This window comes from Pseudomonas sp. NY15435, from assembly GCF_048068295.1.
In the GTDB taxonomy this organism is placed as follows: domain Bacteria; phylum Pseudomonadota; class Gammaproteobacteria; order Pseudomonadales; family Pseudomonadaceae; genus Pseudomonas.
Genome location: NZ_JBLUQA010000023.1, coordinates 1 through 15,027 on the forward strand (window position 1 = coordinate 1; position 15,027 = coordinate 15,027).

14 protein-coding genes and 1 pseudogene are annotated in these 15,027 nt (G+C 57.4%); 9 read left to right on the forward strand and 6 right to left on the reverse strand.

Annotation, left to right across the window (positions count from 1 at the left end; all coding sequences use genetic code 11):
- Positions 1-340: 340 nt before the first annotated feature.
- Together ACNFH5_RS30190 and ACNFH5_RS30195 are read right to left on the reverse strand one after the other, a co-directional pair.
- The gene (locus ACNFH5_RS30190) at positions 341-1,939 is read right to left on the reverse strand and encodes a hypothetical protein (RefSeq protein ID WP_416752557.1); all 1,599 of its coding nucleotides are present in this window, start codon (positions 1,937-1,939) and stop codon (positions 341-343) included.
- A 235-nt stretch (positions 1,940-2,174) separates the two neighbouring features.
- A pseudogene (locus ACNFH5_RS30195) lies at positions 2,175-2,420 on the reverse strand (nuclease); the annotation flags it as partial.
- A gap of 230 nt (positions 2,421-2,650) precedes the next feature.
- On the opposite strand from ACNFH5_RS30195, the gene ACNFH5_RS30200 reads away from it, so the two are divergent.
- Entirely contained in the window at positions 2,651-3,253 is a 603-nt protein-coding gene (locus ACNFH5_RS30200) for a hypothetical protein (protein WP_416752559.1), read from the forward strand.
- A 401-nt stretch (positions 3,254-3,654) separates the two neighbouring features.
- Here the strand turns inward: ACNFH5_RS30200 and ACNFH5_RS30205 are convergent, their stop codons facing one another.
- The 3 genes from ACNFH5_RS30205 to ACNFH5_RS30215 all read right to left on the reverse strand — a co-directional run bounded on the left by ACNFH5_RS30205 (position 3,655) and on the right by ACNFH5_RS30215 (position 7,164).
- On the reverse strand, positions 3,655-5,043 hold the full coding sequence (locus ACNFH5_RS30205) for an MFS transporter (RefSeq protein ID WP_416752561.1): 1,389 nt from the start codon (positions 5,041-5,043) through the stop codon (positions 3,655-3,657).
- Between the two features lie 168 nt (positions 5,044-5,211).
- Positions 5,212-6,084, reverse strand: a complete 873-nt coding sequence (locus ACNFH5_RS30210; RefSeq protein WP_416752564.1) for an NAD-dependent epimerase/dehydratase family protein — start codon at positions 6,082-6,084, stop codon at positions 5,212-5,214.
- A 201-nt stretch (positions 6,085-6,285) separates the two neighbouring features.
- Positions 6,286-7,164 (reverse strand): LysR substrate-binding domain-containing protein, encoded by an 879-nt coding sequence (locus ACNFH5_RS30215; protein ID WP_416752566.1) that lies wholly within the window; start codon positions 7,162-7,164, stop codon positions 6,286-6,288.
- 240 nt (positions 7,165-7,404) lie between these two features.
- Between ACNFH5_RS30215 and ACNFH5_RS30220 the strand changes: the two genes are divergently transcribed.
- The 8 genes from ACNFH5_RS30220 (at position 7,405) to ACNFH5_RS30255 (ending at position 14,690) form a co-directional block, all read left to right on the forward strand.
- Entirely contained in the window at positions 7,405-8,529 is a 1,125-nt protein-coding gene (locus ACNFH5_RS30220) for an aromatic ring-hydroxylating oxygenase subunit alpha (protein ID WP_416752568.1), read from the forward strand.
- 3 nt (positions 8,530-8,532) lie between these two features.
- Positions 8,533-8,937 (forward strand): lactoylglutathione lyase, encoded by a 405-nt coding sequence (gene gloA / locus ACNFH5_RS30225; protein WP_416752570.1) that lies wholly within the window; start codon positions 8,533-8,535, stop codon positions 8,935-8,937.
- Positions 8,937-9,281, forward strand: coding sequence for a Rieske (2Fe-2S) protein (locus ACNFH5_RS30230; RefSeq protein ID WP_416752572.1), 345 nt, complete (start codon positions 8,937-8,939; stop codon positions 9,279-9,281). Before gloA ends, ACNFH5_RS30230 begins: the two co-directional genes overlap by 1 nt.
- A gap of 21 nt (positions 9,282-9,302) precedes the next feature.
- Entirely contained in the window at positions 9,303-9,923 is a 621-nt protein-coding gene (locus ACNFH5_RS30235) for a hypothetical protein (protein WP_416752574.1), read from the forward strand.
- A complete protein-coding gene (locus tag ACNFH5_RS30240) occupies positions 9,923-11,149 on the forward strand; it encodes a DUF1116 domain-containing protein (RefSeq protein ID WP_416752576.1) in 1,227 nt (408 codons plus the stop codon). The genes ACNFH5_RS30235 and ACNFH5_RS30240 overlap by 1 nt, the downstream gene beginning before the upstream one ends.
- Positions 11,136-12,437 carry an amidase gene (locus tag ACNFH5_RS30245; RefSeq protein WP_416752578.1) on the forward strand — a complete coding sequence of 434 codons (1,302 nt, stop codon included), beginning with the start codon at positions 11,136-11,138 and terminating at the stop codon, positions 12,435-12,437. Before ACNFH5_RS30240 ends, ACNFH5_RS30245 begins: the two co-directional genes overlap by 14 nt.
- Positions 12,438-12,446: 9 nt before the next feature.
- On the forward strand, positions 12,447-13,661 hold the full coding sequence (locus ACNFH5_RS30250; RefSeq protein WP_416752580.1) for an NAD(P)/FAD-dependent oxidoreductase: 1,215 nt from the start codon (positions 12,447-12,449) through the stop codon (positions 13,659-13,661).
- Between the two features lie 507 nt (positions 13,662-14,168).
- A complete protein-coding gene (locus ACNFH5_RS30255) occupies positions 14,169-14,690 on the forward strand; it encodes an RIP homotypic interaction motif-containing protein (RefSeq protein WP_416752582.1) in 522 nt (173 codons plus the stop codon).
- A gap of 124 nt (positions 14,691-14,814) precedes the next feature.
- On the opposite strand, the gene ACNFH5_RS30260 is transcribed toward ACNFH5_RS30255, so the two are convergent.
- Positions 14,815-14,973 carry a hypothetical protein gene (locus ACNFH5_RS30260; RefSeq protein ID WP_416752584.1) on the reverse strand — a complete coding sequence of 53 codons (159 nt, stop codon included), beginning with the start codon at positions 14,971-14,973 and terminating at the stop codon, positions 14,815-14,817.
- Positions 14,974-15,027 lie beyond the last annotated feature (54 nt).

Genomic DNA, 15,027 nt, shown 5'->3' on the forward strand with positions numbered 1-15,027 from the left:
CGCATAAGCTTCATGTCTGGACTCCTTCTCATCAGTGACTGCGGTTCGCAACTTCAGTCTGGCACTCGAAGTGCCGAGGTGAGGGGGAGTCCATCCCATTGCTTCTGGCCGTTTGCTGCCCCTGACGAGAGGCAGCTTCCAACCCATAGCTGCCCTCTGTGAAGGTAGCTGGTGACGAAAAAACTCTGCAAGGTCGAGGTGACGAGGAACTCGGTCGGGAAACACTGCTGTAGCTAAAGCACGTTCCAAAAAAGGCGTTGATTTTGGACCCTCGGTCAACGCACTTTGTTGGCGATCTCGCTCGGCGGCAGAAAACAGAATAAGGCGTTACGATACCAAACTAGGAAGATACGTTGTCCCCTGCAAGCGGTTGTTCCAGTGCTCTTGCCAGTGCATCGATTCCGCTGACCATCAACTTTGACCTCAGTGGCAGCATTGTCTGGGGCATCAAGGTCTCAGGATTTCGCACGTGACGCGGGATGTAGCCCAGCAGGCCCGCGTAGTTCGATGCATCGCTGCCCAAGCTTTCGTAGAACCGCTCGAACAACTCCTCGTCTTTTTGCCGGGTCAGCAGCTGATACTGAGATTTACAGAACGCACACACCTGAATGTAGAGCGGGATGAATAATGGCCCAGCTACATACTTTGCCTTTTCGAGCGCAGTTTTGAGGTGGGATAGGGCCAGCGTGCTGTCGCCTGCCAGTATTGCGTCCTGCGCGCGTATCCATTCACCGAGCCACGTGGGCGCGTTCATCAACGTATGGTGCCAGCCGCGTCGGAAGAACCGCCGGTGTTCATTTTTGTAAACTAGCTCAAGGCTATTAGGAATCTCTGCCGCGAGGTTGAGGGAAGACGGCAGGGCTCTGATTCGATTAATCAGAGCTTGATATCGGTTGGGTGCTTGCTGGGCGAAGGCTTCCTGGTCGATGGGATAATCGTTAAGCAGCAGATCGAGCAAATCACTGCTGGGTATTGAGTGGCCTTGCTCAACCTGGCCACACACCAGGTGGTCCTGTGCAGGGGGCTCGAATGGACCACATTCCGTGACTTGGGCGTTGAGGTTGTGATCAATCATGGCCGAGAAGGCGTGAATTGCGAAAGCTTCTTCGTGGATGTGCTTCGGTAAGTGATGGGTCAGTGGTCGGAGAGTCGGATAAAAAGTCTCCCACTTCATACGGCTGTGTCGACGAAGTCGGTCGACCACCTGTTTGGACTGAGTATTGACCGGTTGAGAGGTGAAATCACGGTTCCAGACCTGCTCATTGAGCGGCCCTTCTTTCTGAAACTCGTGGTACTGATGGAGCTTATGCAGCGAAATGCCGGTGATTTGGCAAGCAGCGTCAGCAAACCCTCTCAGGGGCCATTGTTCATCTCTTTGGGCAGCTGGCCAGGCATCGCCGGGTAACAAGGCGCCGACAAGCGTCGCCGTCAATGCGCGAAGGTCATTGCTAAGGAAGAACTGATAGCTGTACCTCTGGTTCTCCGTGTTGCAAGCGTGCTCCCTGACAAACTCTCTATAGTGCGCAAGCGCAGACACGTAAAAGCCTACTGCCAGCTCGGATACGCCCCAACGGGAGTATCGCTCAACGATTAGGTATTCAATGTATTGGCGTAATTCCACGTACTCGTCGACGGATTCAAAGTCGGCTTTGGACAGGTGGTTAACATAGGCTTGAATCGTCCGACTTTTCTTAACCTTCTGGGCATCCTTGGGGGCTAACTGGGTAGTCACCGCCATCAAGTCGCTGAGAGATCCATACTTGCCGTCCTCCTTCTTGATCGCCTCGAAAGCTTTTCGCAGTGCTGCACGCCGGTCTTTCTCTGTGGCGGCTACTTGAAAGGTGACGTCTTGGTTATCGCTACTCCAAAGCCCTAGGCAGTCGCAGACGACCTTGTGCAGGTAACCTAGACTCGGTAGTTGATCGGTGGTTGGCAGCATCACTATTTCCTTGAAGAGAAGTTGTCGCCATCCTAGGCAAGTGAAAGCCTCTCACTAAGTATCAAAACCGCGATAGGGGCAGACTTCGGGAGCATGAGGACTCGTTACCAAGCCCCCAGCGCTTTCTCGCTAGTGCGTCCGATTACTTCGAAACCTGGCGTGTAGGTAATGCGCGGCAAGCGTTCGCCTCCCGCCGGCCGCCACCGCTCACCTGCTAAAGATCCTACAGATCCCGTCACCGGAGAAACCCCGAGAAGCCCCAGAATTGCTGTCCAGCTTTCGGGCCGGTTTTCTTCGTGCGAATCACCAGCGCGTTACCGTATTTAGGGCACTTCCGTTCGGCGGTCGGGCCGCTGCGGCGTTTGAGGTTTTGCACGTGAGCGCGGAGTGTCGCGAGTGAAGGTGAACGGCGGCCGCTTTACAGGGCCACGAGCATGGCTTCGCTTTCGATTTGGTTGAACACTGACTGCAGGAACGACCTATGTGGTTAATGAAGTCAGTACCCTGCGCCTGGGGCAGCCGATGACCGACTTCTTTCCTAGTCCTAAGGCTCAAGAGGAAGCGGCCAAAAATTATGCTAACAACTGTGTGGCAGGGCATTCCAGGGCCACTGCATAGATAAGCTTCGTGGCCAGCTCTGGCTCGGCCGGCGTCTGCTGCTGACGTGGGCTTGCCGATGGACCAATCACGAGTGGTCAGGAAATGTCGATAATGGAGCAACTGCTCGATCAACTAGAGCAAGCATACGGAAAGCACCCCGCAGGGAGGGAGGCTTTGCGCCAGTTCGCACTCGACAACATGGTTGACGCCCAAGCTAGCGGACAGCCGCGTGAATGGCTCATTCGTGAGTACGTGGATGAGCTCCGGCGCCTCTTCCTGACAACTCCGCGGGCGCCGCTCGCAGCCATACTCCCGGATGTGTTTGGTCACTCCTTCAACCAGATTGAAGGGGGCCGCTTCGCCGCGTTTGCGGTCTCGCTCTGGTACGACCGAGATGACCCTACACCGACGCTCCAGGCAGCAGTCCTGAGCTTGGCTGAGGTTGAGCGTCGGCAGGCTGTCTACCTGGTTGACTCACTACGCCGTAACGCCTGCATGTCTGACGAGCGCTATGAGCAGCTGACGGCGTTCGCACTCGGTTGGAGTGAACTAAAGCCCGCTGAGATCGACCCCGCGCTGCGCCAACTCGCCGAGCGCTACCAGCTCAGCCAGGTAGCGATGGAATGGGGGCTGTGTGACGACGCAAGTCACTTGCTCCAATACTCCCTGCCGTACCAGAAGCGCATTTTCTCGGAGCCTGCTCGCCGGCAGTAGCCAGGCTTCGGAACCTTGGTTGTGCTCATCTCGGTGCCTGCTGTACACGGCATCATGGTGGTCAACTTCTACGGCGCGTCGCTGACCAGCAACACTGTGCTAGATGTGTTCCGCAGCATCCGCTGCAACCCTGAAGGGTAGTGAATCCGGGAGAGCAAGGCACTTCTCGAAGGGCGTTGAGATGATCAAGGGTGCGATTCTCTTCATGGCATGCTTTCAGCTGGCGCCACGACTCGAGTGAGAGTCTTTCAACCGTAGTCGACATTGAGCTCAAAAAAAGACGCTGCAGAGCTCCCTCTGCAGCGAAGAGTGTGAACCCGTAATTCTTATTGCCTGGCACACTACAGGCGTGCTGGAAGGAACGATGATGGTCTTCGAAATTGCTGAAGGCCAGATTGTGATCAGACCCCGCTGGCTTCCGATAGGGAGCGGCCCTTGGTTTCCGGGGCCAGGAAATAGGAAATGACGAAGCCAACTGCTGTCATGGCCGCCATGATCAACATGGTACCGCCGTCGCCGTAGTGCTCCAGTGAAAGTGGCAGCAGGAAGGTTCCCAGCGCTGCGCCGATTCGGCTGACCGCAGTGATCACACCCATCGCGGTAGCGCGGATGTCGGTGGGGAACAGTTCGTTCGGATAGGACCATTCGAGGATGTTCGGGCCGCCCGAGGTTACTGCGTAGAGACAGAACCAGAAAACGATCAGTCCAACGGGGGCCTCAGGAGCAATGCCAAGCGCGAGGAATGGGAGAATCATCAGAGCGAAGGACCACAATAGAAGCGGTCGGCGTCCGACGGTTTCCGAAAGGCGTAGTGCCGGAAGGCAACCCAACAAAAACAGCAGGGAGATCAAGGCGTAGCCGATATTGCTGAGATTTCCTTCGCTCAGCCCGAATGCCGACAGCATGACGGGGCCAAAGGTGTAAATCGCAAAGACCGGTGTGACAGCGCAGAGATAGAACATTCCGCAGAAGAACGTACGTTTGAGGTACTCCCCCTGGAGAAGCGCCGAGTATCCGAGACGCTTCGGACGAACCGATTCGGCATCGCGGATGGACGAAAGATCTGCCTCTTGCCCATAAATCTTTCTTACGACTGCCTGTGCTTCTTCGATCCGGCCTTTGGAAATCAGCCACCGCGGGGATTCCGGGGTACCGATTCGCATCAGTAGGATAATCAGGCCTGGCACACCTGAGCTGGCCAGCATCCAGCGCCAGGAATCCTCGCCAAGATACTCGACCATTGCAAAGCCCAGGAAGGTTGCGACGGTTGCTCCGAGGAACCATGCAACCACCAGCGAACCGAGCATTGCTGCACGCTGTTTGGTGGGAAGCCATTCGGCGAGCAATGACGTAGCGATGGGGTAGTCGGCACCAATAGCCACCCCGATCAGGAAGCGCAGCAGAATGATCTGCCAGGCATGATCGACGAAGGCGCAGAGCACGGACCCCACAACCAGAACGATGAGGTCGATCGTGTACATCAGTTGACGCCCGATGATGTCGGTCATTCGACCGAAAATCAGACCGCCGAAGAAGATGCCGATGAGTGCAGCCGCGCCAGCCAGACTTAGGTCCGTACCGGACAGACCGAGCGCTGGCGTCATACCGATCAGCGCAACGCCGATGATGCTCAGCAGCCAACCATCAAGGAAGGGGCCGCCAGCGGATTGAAAGAGCAGCCGCCAATGGAAGAAGGTCATTGGGCTGTCGTCGATGATGGAGGAACCACGATTAGCCGCTGATGAGGAGTCAGCGAGTGTTGCTGAGTCGGATCCGGTGATCACTGTCATTTCATTCACCCGTTCTAATTGTTTTCATTCGTGGGTTCGGCAACGGCCTGCTCGTTCATCGAGCGGCGCCGATCAAGGTCATTTCGCGCGCAAGTAGATGTACGGACGGGACTGGATCCTCCGTGAGAAGCTTAAAGGAATCCGGCCCGTGAGAGCCGGAGTGGGGGATCAGGCCTTCAGGAAGTCCTGCCAGCGACTTTCTGCAACGAAGTCGAGTTCCTGACGAGCCTTGTCGCCGGAGAAGATCGAGGCGTAGGGATCGCGCTCGTAGCGTTCCTTGTCGCGAATCTCCGGGAGCTTGCCGAGTACTCGTTCCACCCATTGCAGGGTTGGTTCCGCACGGCAGCTGTCCTGGGCGGTGATGAAGAAGTTACCGCTGTTGATGTGAGTCGCTCGCAGCGCAGCCTCGAAGGCGCGCGCGCAGTCCTCAGGGGTGATGTAGTAGAACAGCCAGCGAGAGGACTGATCATCGGCGCGCTCGATGGTCGGCGCGATGTTCTCAGGAATCAGCACCATCATTGGGCGCAGGCACACAACCTGGATGTTGCCGCGGCGAACAAAGCTAGCGGCCATGTTCTCCATCAGCTGCTTGCTGACGCTATAGGCCTGGATGGGGTAGTGAGGATGTTCTTCGTCGACCGGCAGATATTCCGGAGTGAACGACGGATTCGCTTCGGAGAGGCCACAGGCCGAGATGCTGGAGCAGAGAACGACACGCTTGATGCCCAGTTCATTGGCTGCCTGAAGCACGTTCCAGGTTCCCTGGACGTTGACGTGAATATAGTCCTCGGGCTTCGCCTGGTGATCAAAATCGATGGCGGCTAGGTGGACTACTGCGTCGGCACCCACGAACTCTTTACGAAGAGTATCCAGGTCGAGAACATTCGCCTCTGCGAACTCGACATTCTGTTTGGGCGGCCGAAGATCAAGGACTTTGACTTCGAAGTTGTTATGAAGTTGCTCGACTACATATTGGCCGAGACGTCCGCTGCCACCGGTAACTACAACTTTGTGCGGCTGGGGGAGGGAAGTTTCACGCACTGCATATCTCCTGCTCAGAAATTATTAGATTTATGAGGCAGGAGGGTATGGAATTCGTACCGAAGGCGCGAAGTATAAATACTTGGTCACCTGTGAGAATTTTTCATTGGCTTGGATGAGATCCACTCATCGGGGCCACAGCCATCCGGCAGATGGCCGCAATCGCGTATCCCAAGAGTTATCGCAGAGCTATCAAGTCACTCAGGCGGCTTGGGCCTTGAGCCACTCGATGAAAATACGCGCCTGTGGATTGTTCAGGACGTCTGGGCGGTACAGCAGGTAGTAGGAGTAGTGTGGTAATGCCGTGTGGAATGGCGCCACCAGAGTACCCTCACTCAGCTCACGATCCAGCAGCGACAGGCAGGTCAGGATGAAGCCTTGGCCATCTATCGCTGCATGCAGCCTGACGTTCGTGTCGTCGATGCTCACCCGTTTGAACGGTTTCAGACGTGGCTGCCCGGCCATTTCAAGCCAACGATCCCAGTTGTCCGGTGTTTCCTCGTCCAGCAGGACTTGCCCCGCGAGCGAGGCCGCAGTCACTGGCTCTCCAAGGGCCGTCAAAGTGCGAGGGCTGCAGACAGGTGTGAGGTCGCCATTCACCAGAAGGTACGACTCCAGGCCTGGGAAATGTCCGCTGGCCCAGGCAATGGCGATGTCGTAGGTGTCGAGGCTGGTTGGTGAGAACTGGATGGTGTGGTGCAGGCTCAGCTCGATTTCAGGGTGTTGCTGCCAGAAGGACGATACACGAGGCATCAGCCATTTCTGTGCGAAGTACGGGCGTAAGGCGATGCTGAGTGGGCGGCCATTCCCCAGCTCACGGACCTTCTGGGTGACATCCAGCAAATGCGCGAAAGTGCGGCTGCACTCCGGCAGCAGATAGCTACCCGCATCCGTAAGCAACAGGCGATTGTTCTCGCGACGGAACAGGCGGATCCCGAGGTTTTCCTCCAGCAACTTGATCTGATGGCTGATTGCGGAAGGCGTGACATTCAGCTCCAGGGAGGCCTGCGTGAAGCTGAGGTGTCGCGCCGCGACCTCGAAGGTCTTGAGGGTGTTCAGGGGGGGAAGTCGATTGGTCATGATTCTTGTTCTGTATGCAGCAAGGCTAGATCGACGTACGCATTGAGCGCTATTCGAGTGTTGGGCAAAAGACTTTTTGCGTCAATCATTCGTAGCCCAAGAGTCATGTCATCTCTGCCCCTTTTATTTTTTCTCATCCGCCTTTGAATTCTTATCGTTTGTTCCCCTGGTAGTGCGTTTTTAGGATGAAGGTCGAGTCATTCAAACTCGCCATCAGCCTGACCAGGAAGGAATAAAAATATGTCAGTCGTTGAAGAAGTTATTCGCATTCGTGAGCAGTCGTACACCGAGGAGCCCGGTAATGTTCTCCCCGGGCTTTCCCAAGGTGCCTATATAAGCGAAGAGTTCTATCGTACGGAGCAAGACAAGGTATTCGCGAAGAACTGGGTCTTCGTCGGTTTTGTTCATGAGTTCGTCGAGCCTGGTACCTGTGCTCCGATCGAAGTCGCTGGCCAGCCGCTGCTCATCGTCTCCAACGATGATGGAGAGGTTGGCGTCTTCCATAACGTTTGCCGCCATCGCGGACTGAAGCTCGTCACCGATCGCTGCAACGTCCAGGGCTCGATCAGCTGTCCTTATCACGCCTGGTCCTATTCGCTCGATGGAGGGCTTGAAGCGGCCCCGCACTTTGGCGGCTTCCGCAAGCAGGACGTACCTGGCTTCTCCCGCGCCGATCACGGGCTCAAGCGTGTACGACATGTGGAGTGGAACGACTGGATCTTCGTCAACCTGTCCGGCGATGCCGAGGACTTTGAAGTGTACTCCCGCTCCTTCGCCGAGCAGATCAAGATCCTCGACGTGAAGCTGCTCAAGCCGATCGGCAAGATTGATCTGGGTGAGGTGAAGTGCAACTGGAAGTTCCTGATGGAGAACTTCATCGAGCCGTACCACGTTCCGATCGTGCATGACGAGACCGCGTCGGGCCAGCCGCTGAAGGACCATTACACCATCGTCGACGGCCGCTGCTTGGGCTCGGCGATCGACCTTGAGGCGGAGAAGGAAACGACCGCGAAGTCCAATGCCTTGGATATGAGCGCTCGCTACCTGACGTTGTTCCCCAACTTCGTCCTGGGTATCTACCTGCCGGACCAGGCGGGTGTGCATCTGAACATCCCGGTCTCGGCCGATCGTACTCGTCAGTTCCGCGTTCTCTACAGCGTGGGCGAGCAGCACTACACCGACTCCGACAAAGAGAACCTCTGCAACCTCTGGTACAGCGTGCACAAGGAAGACCACGAGATTGCCGAGCTGCTGCAGGAAGGTCGTCGTTCCTCGGTCATGAACGATGGTGGCGTGATGTCGCCGCACTGGGAAGACAGCGCCAATCAGTTCCAGAACCTCGTTCTCCAAGCGATGAAGGACTGATCCATGCAGGTACGCCCGATGCACACGATGCTGCGGGTCATGGATCTGCAGCGCTCGATGGACTTCTACGTTGGCCAGTTGGGAATGCGCCTGCTGCGCAGTACGGATTACCCCAATGGTCGTTTCACCAACACCTTCATCGGATTCGAAGAGGAAGAGCGTGGAACAGTTCTGGAGCTGACACATAACTGGGATCGAACCGAGCCATACGAACAGGGGACGGCTTGGGGGCATCTGGCATTCGGTGTGAGTTCTCTCCGTGATTTCGTGGAGCGTCTGCGCGCCGCCGGCGTATCGGTGGTGCGGGAGCCTGGTCCCATGTCGGGCGGTACCCGGGAAATTGCGTTCGTACTCGACCCGGATGGCTATCGGGTCGAGTTGCTTGAGTCTGTGGTGGAGGACGCCTGATGACCGTGCGCGAAGAGGATTGGGCTGTTGCCTGTCGGGTAGATGACATCGGCGACGAGCAGGCCAAGCGAGTTCAGATTGGCGATGAGGCGATTGCCGTCTTCAACCTCAACGGTTGTTTCCATGCGCTGGCAGATCGCTGCCCCCATGGCGATGCATCGCTGGCCGAGGGCTGGATCGAGAACGGCGAAGTGGAATGTCCTCTGCACCAGGCTCGATTCGATATCGCGACTGGCGAGGTCCTCTGCGCGCCCGCCAAATCCTGTGCCCGGCGCTATCCGGTCAAGGTTGAAAACGAGGTGGTGTTGATCGGTCTGTTCGAAAACACCCTGCAAATCGCATAACAAGAATTTAGGAGTCTACGCATGCCCGTCATCCAGAAAGGTGTCGTCAGTTGGTCGGGAGAAAACCCGGGTATCTACCTGAAAAGTGCTTCCGATCCCCAGGGCGATTGGCAGGTCTTGGCCCTTTATTTCCGCGTGATCGCATCTGAGTACGGTCGTGGTCGCGGCATCCTCCTGCTGGGTGACCCTGCCACAAAGGCTGGGTATCCCGCGGCAAGGAATCTGTGCATCGGCGATAACCTGAAACTGATGGATTACCTGCTGACCAACTTCGTGCCGAAATTCGGCGCTTTCCGCGGACGTGAAGCGCTGCCCCACATCACGCTGCTGCAGGCCACCTGCGGGAGTACCGATGAGAAAGATCCGACTCAATGGGTGGAGACCATTGCAGCTGGTGATGTGAGTCTGTCGCTGGCCTGGAAAGGGCTGCAGAGTCCTTTTGCTGCTGACGTCGGGCCGAGTATTTCTGCGACTGGTGAGCATCGGATGTACAGCCTGTTTCAGGGCGCGGACAAGGGAGAGATCCGGCTCAACGGAGAACTGCTCGATGGTGTGGTGGTGGAGCGGGACTTCCTCGACGGCAAGCTCAATTCGGCGTTTCTCGCCTTTGCGGAGACCTGGGTCGAAGAGGGGAGTGAGTAATGAATCTTGCCCTGCGCCGTCATCTAGCGGACTCCATGGCGGTCGATGCCATGATTGGTTCTCGCCCCCGTTGGACCACTATTGCCTCTGCCAGAGCGGTGCTCAGTCTGGAAGGGCGCTATCTGCTCCACGCAGGCCCGCCGATCACCGAGCGCAGCCTGATCTCACTTCCGCAGAAAAACTCGATGTTGATGGCCATTCTGTTCGAGGAATGGGCTACTGATCGGCAGGGTGCCGAAGAGCTGCTGATGTCCGGCAAAGTGGCTCTGTATGCCGCCCAGGATCACGGCTGTGCTGTTCCGCTGGCGGATGCGCTGTCTCCGAGTATGCAGTTGCTGGTGATCGAGGATGGCAGCTGCCCATCTCGCAAGAGTTTCAGCACCATCAATGGTGGTGACGGTCCTGTCATGCGCGTCGGGCAATACAGCGAGAATGTTCTGGAGCGCCTGCGCTGGATCAATCAGCATCTGGCGCCCCAGCTACAGACCGTCATCGCACGTAGCCCGATAGATCTGCTCTCGATAGCGGATGCAGCGCTTGCTGTGGGGGATGATTGCCACGGTCGGACACAACAGGGCAGTCAACTGATTGCACAAGCGCTCTTGCTGCGTGCCGGCTCTGACGGCTTTGACGATGAAGCCAGACGGTTCCTCGAGCAGTCTGCGGCATTTTTCCTGAACCTGTGGATGGCGGCTGTGAAGTGCTGTTTCCTCGCGGCGGAAGAGGTTCCGGGCAGCAGTGTCGTGACCGCCATTGGTGGCAATGGCAGACAGTTTGGTATCCAGATATCTGCGATGCCGGGTCGCTGGTTCGTGACGGCCGGAGATGCGCCACTGGTTCCCGGAGCGGATGAACAGGTTCGTCAACGTGCGCTGGGAGCAATTGGCGACAGCGCCATTGTCGATGCCTTTGGTAGTGGAGCGATGGCTTGTGATCTCGCTCCGCTGACAGCAGAGCGTCTGGCGAAGACCTGCTCCGAGTATGGAAGGGCTTTCCCGAGCAAACTGCTCCAGTATCCGCACCCGCAACTGCTCAAGTCGCAGGCTTACCGTACCGGGCTGGATGCGAGGCAGGCCTGCCGGCTGGAGCTCGGGCCGGTTATCAGTCTGGGCGTGCTGGATAAGCAAGGGCTATTGGGTCGTCTCGACGGCGGCTTCTTCTTCAGTCCGCTGAAACCCTTCCAGGCCGCCCTGGAGGCGTTGGAGGCTGCTGATGCGCCCGCATGAGCTTGGCCTGGTACAGGCAGCGGAGGCTATTGCGACCCGGGAGTTGAGTTCCGTGGAGCTGGCAACGGATTGTCTGGCTGTTGTTGCGGCGAAAGAATCTAAAGTGGGAGCTTGGGTCCATATCGACCCGGATCAGGTTCTGCGCGAGGCTCGGCGGTTGGACAACGAGCTGGTTCGTGGTCCTCTCCACGGCGTGCCTGTTGCCATCAAGGATATCATCGATACCTGCGATATGCCGACCTGCAGCGGCTCTTCGATCTATGCAGGCCGTCGTCCAGCAATGGATGCTGCCTCCGTGGCGCTGCTAAAGCGCGCGGGTGCCTTGATGATGGGCAAAACCGTCACCACTGAGTTTGCCTATTTCAAAGCCGGCAAGACCAGAAACCCGCACCACCTAGATCACACGCCCGGTGGTTCCTCCAGTGGCTCTGCTGCAGCCGTTGCAAGCCTCATGGTGCCGGCCGCATTGGGCTCGCAGACGGCAGGTTCGCTGATTCGCCCGGCGTCCTATTGTGGTGTCGTGGGTTACAAACCGACTTACGGCGATTTCCCGACCACGGGAGTGAAGGGGCTCTCGCATTCGCTGGACACGCTGGGCGTCCTTACTCGCTCTGTCGAGGATGCTCGTCTGCTGCGCTCGGTGCTCACGGCTGACACCGTATTTCCCTTCAGTAGCAGTGAGCGATGGATTCCTTCCATTGGGCTCTGCCGCACACCGGATTGGCTGCAGGCCTCTCCTGAGACACGCCACGCACTGGAGCAGCTGCTGTTGTCGCTTGGTGCCTGTGGTGCCCGAGTTGGAGATGCCCATCTACCGCCCAGCTTCGCGCTATTTGCGGATCTGCAGCGCAAGGTGATGGCCTACGAAACAGCACGCAGCCTAGCTCCCGAGCACGACGGCTATCGGGATCAGCTAAGCGAGCCGCTACTCGCGCTCATCGAATATGGTCAGAGCCTGTCCACCGAAGAGTACAGCGAAGCGCGTTCCAGCGCCGAGCAGGGTATGGCTGCGACTTCTTCGGTCTTTGACGAGTGGGACGTGTTGTTAGCCCCGAGCGCTCCTGGGACCGCTCCGCTTGCCAGCGAGGGTACGGGTGATCCGTTGTTCAGTCGGTTGTGGATGTTGCTGGGTGTGCCGACCATCTCGCTGCCGGCGCTCACAGGCCAGAACGGGCTACCCATTGGCATTCAATTGGTGGGGGCGCGCTTTGGCGATGATCGCTTGTTACGCGCTGCGCGATGGGTCGAGCGAGTTCTTTTAGATCGCCCCAAGTTTTCGCTTCTCTAGGAGTACGCCATGCATGCGGATTATCTGATTGTCGGTGCGGGCCAGGCTGGTCGTCGTGCTGCTGAGTCGCTTCGTTCCCTGGCTCCTGCGGCGCAGGTTTGCCTCGTCGGAGAGGAGGCGGAGCTTCCTTACGATCGCCCCATCCTCTCCAAGGACGCGCTGTTCAACGTCGAAAATGAAGTCAAGGCTTTCATCCAGGAAAAGAACTTCTACGAGAGTCAGCAGATTGAGCTGCGCCTCGGGAACCGTGTGGCGAAGATCGATCGTGGCGCCAGGCAGGTCGAGCTGGCGAATGGGGAAACGATCACGTACGAGAAATTGCTCCTGGCAACTGGCTCACGCGCGCGTCCTTACCCTGGGCAGGTCGGCGAGGGGGTGGAACTGCTCTACCTGAGGACCCTCGAGCAGGCTCGTCAGTTGCGTGAACGATTGGTCGCTGGCAAGCGGCTGGTCATTCTCGGGGGTGGATTCATCGGCCTGGAAGTCGCTGCCAGCGCCCGTAAGCTGGGTTGTGCAGTCACTGTGGTGGAGCCCGCGCCTTCGCTGCTACAGCGTGTAATGCCCACGGCCATCGGCGATTACTTGTTGGAACTGCACCGTCAGGCTGGCGTAGACGTGCAGTTGGATACCCTCCCGAGCAAGATCTCGCGAGGGGCAAATGGCCTGGTCATAGAGACAAATCGGGGTACTCATGAGGCCGATGAGATTCTTGTCGGTATCGGTGCTCTGCCGAATGTCGAACTGGCGACCGAGATGGGGCTGCTGGTTGAGAATGGCATTGTGGTCGATGCGCAGTGCCGAACCAGCGACCCGCATATCTTCGCCGCTGGTGACGTGACCAGCCACTTCAATCCTCTGCTCGGCCGTCATGTGCGGGTTGAGTCCTGGCAAGTAGCCGAACATCAGCCCCAGGTGGCAGCGGCGAACATGGTCGGAAACGAGGAGAGTTACGCGCAGATGCCGTGGCTGTGGTCCGATCAGTACCTGTGCAACCTGCAGACCCTCGGATTCTTCACTGGTACTGGGCAGGTGTTGCTGCGCGGCAAGATGGGGGACGGTGCGTTTAGCGTCATTGAACTGGATGCAGAAGGGCGTTTGCTCGCGGTGGCGACTGTGAACCAGGGGCGCGATATGGCCGCTTTCAAGCGCATGGCGACTTCCGGAAAATCCATTGATGCCGTCGCATTGACGAACGGCGCAAACAGTCTGCGCAGCCTGCTTTAGCGGCGCACCCTCAAGAGCATGGCGTCCCCGTCGTAGTACTTAGGGCACCATGCTCTTGCGCACTCTTTGAGGCTCAAGCTAGGTAACTGCACTACTGGCGACAGGTTCGGACGCTTACGGCAGCATTTCACTCTCATCGAATCGGCATCTGACTTCCTTGCTGCTCATCTGAGCTCCGGCGCTTACAGATCTGTAGGGCGAGGCTTCTGAACTGGTGGACAGTCGCAGGCGGGTTTCCGTACCGATGAGCAAAGTAGAGCGCAGAGACAGCCTGCTCATCGGCGATACGCTTGAAGACGACCTCGGGATGAGCAAAATTACGCAGGCGCAGCAGCACTGCCGCTATCCCTAGTCCGGCTGTCGTGAGTCCGATGATTTCAGCTGCGCGCGAGGCATCGTACTCACTACCGTATGGAGGCAGAGGCGCAGCAATTGGCAGGAGTTGTTGGCTTTGGATACTGTTGCAGTGAACGAGAAATCAAAGCATTCAAGCCAAGGAGAATACGAATGGGAAATCCTTTCGCGCGGATGATGAAAGACGAGGTCTTCATCGTAGGCTCTGACCAATCCAAGCAGGGACCGTTTAGAACCGCCTTTGCAAACAAGGAAATCTCTATCTTCGACGAGACGCTGGACGTTTCGGAGGGCGACAAGGTGATTCGCGAGCTTCCGAACGGTAAGGAAGAAATCTATACGGTTACCGAGGTCTCATTTAGCAGCGGACTCAAGACTATCGGCCCTCACTACACACTCAAGCTCTCGAAAGACATGGCTATCAGAAGCGCAGTGCCAAAGTCGACGACAAACCACATCACGATTCAGCATTCCAATGGCATCCAGATCGGTGACCACAACACTCAGCACCTTCAGATGGTATTGGAGGAGGTTCTACAGCGTATCGAGGATTCCGGCGCTTCCAGAGCAGAAGTGGAGGAAGTCAAAAACATATTGACCTCCTTCCTGAAGCATCCGCTTACTGTATCTGTAGTGGGCGCTGCGTTACCGACCGCACTAGGCCTTTTGAGCTAATTGGCATATCTCCTCTCGCTTAAACCCCGCGAGAGGGGGGCAGTGTCAACCGCGAACTACGTTAGACCACCGTTAGATTTGCACAGGGCGCGCAAACCCTTTCTCTGGGTATATCCGCCGCGCCTCACTTCCGATCGTCGCTCCCGGGCGATTTCTCGGGCTGTTCTAGTTTCGTCAGGATGGTGGACGTCTTTTCCTTCTGTTCCAGAAGTTGCTTTGCCTGCTTCAGCCGGGACACCGCTCCTGTGGTGTAGACCCAGCCAGGCTCGATTCCTTCGAGCACCTAGAGCACCTGGCCGGTGCGCCGGATGATGTACTCCAGGAGCTTGCCGGTGGG

What these genes read in the sequence shown, in the direction of transcription:
- ACNFH5_RS30190 (WP_416752557.1), bottom strand. Translation starts at nt 1,939, where the DNA reads ATGCTGCCAACCACCGATCAACTACCGAGTCTAGGTTACCTGCACAAG.
- ACNFH5_RS30200 (WP_416752559.1), top strand. Translation starts at nt 2,651, where the DNA reads ATGGAGCAACTGCTCGATCAACTAGAGCAAGCATACGGAAAGCACCCC.
- ACNFH5_RS30205 (WP_416752561.1), bottom strand. Translation starts at nt 5,043, where the DNA reads ATGACAGTGATCACCGGATCCGACTCAGCAACACTCGCTGACTCCTCA.
- ACNFH5_RS30215 (WP_416752566.1), bottom strand. Translation starts at nt 7,164, where the DNA reads ATGACCAATCGACTTCCCCCCCTGAACACCCTCAAGACCTTCGAGGTC.
- ACNFH5_RS30220 (WP_416752568.1), top strand. Translation starts at nt 7,405, where the DNA reads ATGTCAGTCGTTGAAGAAGTTATTCGCATTCGTGAGCAGTCGTACACC.
- gloA (WP_416752570.1), top strand. Translation starts at nt 8,533, where the DNA reads ATGCAGGTACGCCCGATGCACACGATGCTGCGGGTCATGGATCTGCAG.
- ACNFH5_RS30230 (WP_416752572.1), top strand. Translation starts at nt 8,937, where the DNA reads ATGACCGTGCGCGAAGAGGATTGGGCTGTTGCCTGTCGGGTAGATGAC.
- ACNFH5_RS30235 (WP_416752574.1), top strand. Translation starts at nt 9,303, where the DNA reads ATGCCCGTCATCCAGAAAGGTGTCGTCAGTTGGTCGGGAGAAAACCCG.
- ACNFH5_RS30240 (WP_416752576.1), top strand. Translation starts at nt 9,923, where the DNA reads ATGAATCTTGCCCTGCGCCGTCATCTAGCGGACTCCATGGCGGTCGAT.
- ACNFH5_RS30245 (WP_416752578.1), top strand. Translation starts at nt 11,136, where the DNA reads ATGCGCCCGCATGAGCTTGGCCTGGTACAGGCAGCGGAGGCTATTGCG.
- ACNFH5_RS30250 (WP_416752580.1), top strand. Translation starts at nt 12,447, where the DNA reads ATGCATGCGGATTATCTGATTGTCGGTGCGGGCCAGGCTGGTCGTCGT.
- ACNFH5_RS30255 (WP_416752582.1), top strand. Translation starts at nt 14,169, where the DNA reads ATGGGAAATCCTTTCGCGCGGATGATGAAAGACGAGGTCTTCATCGTA.